The sequence below is a fragment of the Nocardioides sp. genome (genome assembly GCF_031422975.1).
Lineage (GTDB): Bacteria > Actinomycetota > Actinomycetes > Propionibacteriales > Nocardioidaceae > Nocardioides.
Genome location: NZ_JANPEO010000231.1, coordinates 1 through 1,873, shown reverse-complemented (window position 1 = coordinate 1,873; position 1,873 = coordinate 1). Strand labels below are relative to the sequence as shown.

At 72.1% G+C, this 1,873-nt stretch carries 2 protein-coding genes; both read left to right on the top strand.

The window, feature by feature from the left end:
• Positions 1–769 (top strand): branched-chain amino acid aminotransferase (locus RMO85_RS06885; RefSeq protein ID WP_310527921.1); only part of this gene is annotated, 769 nt, incomplete at its 5' end.
• A 56-nt stretch (positions 770–825) separates the two neighbouring features.
• Positions 826–1,873: serine/threonine-protein kinase (locus RMO85_RS06880; protein WP_310527918.1), on the top strand; the 1,048-nt coding region annotated here is incomplete at its 3' end.

Below are 1,873 nucleotides of genomic sequence, written 5' to 3'. Positions count from 1 at the left end.
GGCCCTGCCCGAGCTTCCCGTCGAGGACTTCATCGCGGCCGTCGAGGCGCTGGTGAAGGTGGACGAGCGTTGGGTGCCCACCAACACCGACGAAGGCGAGAAGAGCCTCTACCTGCGTCCCTTCATGTTCGCCAGCGAGGCGTTCCTCGGAGTCCGACCTGCGCAGCACGTGACGTTCATGGTGATCGCGTCCCCCGCGGGCGCCTACTTCAAGGGCGGCATCAAGCCGGTCACCCTGTGGCTCACCGAGGACTACACGCGCGCCGGCCGCGGCGGCATGGGTGCGGCCAAGACCGGAGGGAACTACGCCAGCTCGCTCGTCGCCCAGCAGGAGGCCACCGCCCACGGATGCGACCAGGTGGTGTTCCTCGACGCACAGGTGGGGCAGTACGTCGAAGAACTCGGCGGCATGAACATGTACTACGTCTTCGACGACGGGCGGATCGTCACCCCCGAGACCGGCACCATCCTCGAGGGCATCACCCGGGCCTCGATCATGGAGCTGGCCGGCAAGCTCGGCCACCGGGTCGAGGAGCGCAAGTTCTCGATCGACGAGTGGCGCGACGGCGTGACGAGCGGCGAGATCACCGAGATCTTCGCCTGCGGCACGGCCGCGGTCGTGACGCCGGTCGGGTCGCTGAAGTGGAACGGCGGCGAGCTGCCCGCACCCGCGTCCACCGAGCTCACGATGCGGATCCGAGGCGCGCTGGTCGACGTCCAGTTCGGCCGCGCCGACGACACCTTCGGCTGGATGCACCGGGTCGGCTGACCCCGCGACGTCGGCGGATGCCCGATTCGGGGGGCGGGCACCGGTAATGTCCCAGCGTGACCACCTCCCGCCCAGAGCAGGCGCCGCCGGGCCTCTTCGTCGGCGACTACGAGCTGCTGACGCGTCTCGGTGAGGGCGGGATGGGCGTCGTGCACCTCGCTCGCAAGCCCGGTGGGGAGCGCGTCGCACTCAAGGTGCTGCGGCCCCACATCGTGGGTGACGACGAAGCGCGCCGGCGGTTGGCGCGGGAGGTGTCGTCGCTGACCCGGGTGAAGTCGCGCCGGGTGGCCGAGATCCTCGACGCCGATCCCTGGGGCGACGTCCCCTTCGTGGCCACCCGCTACGTCCCCGGTCTCTCGCTGCACGACCACATCCACGAGGAGGGCGCCATCGAGGGCGCCGACCTGGCGTGGTTCGCCACCTGCCTGTCCGAGGCGCTCGCGGCCGTCCACGGCGTGGGCGTCCTGCATCGAGACATCAAGCCGTCCAACATCTTGATGGAGGGCCGTACCCCGATCCTGATCGACTTCGGGCTGGCCCGGGTGGCAGACGACCCGAAGCTCACCCACACCGGCTGGCTGCTCGGCACGCCGGGCTACCTCGCTCCGGAGATCCTCTTCGGCGAGGACGCCACGACTGCCTCCGACGTGCATTCCTGGGGTGCGACGCTCGCCTTCGCCGGCACCGGCCGAGCGCCCTTCGGCCGCGGCCCGTCGGTGGCGATCATGGACCGCGTCCGCCGCGGCGAGCACGACCTGTCCGGCCTCGACCCGTCGATGCGGCGCGTCGTGGCGGACGCCCTCGACCCCGAGCCCCGCAACCGGCCCACGCTCGACGAGCTGCGTGACTGGCTGTCCGCGCGCGGCCCCCACCCGGTCACGCCGGGGTCAGAGGCTGGCGAGGACCCGTTCACGATGCCGCTCGCCGTCGCCGCCCTGGCGGGGACCGCCGATCCGACCGAGGTCGCGGAGTCGTCGCCGCGACCGGCGACGCGGGTGTGGCCGGGCGAGCCCGCCGGCTCGCCCACGCCGACCCCGGTGCGCGGCTTCGAGAAGGTGCGCCGCGGAGCGCTGGGCCACGCGGGCCTCGGCCGAACGCTGGGCG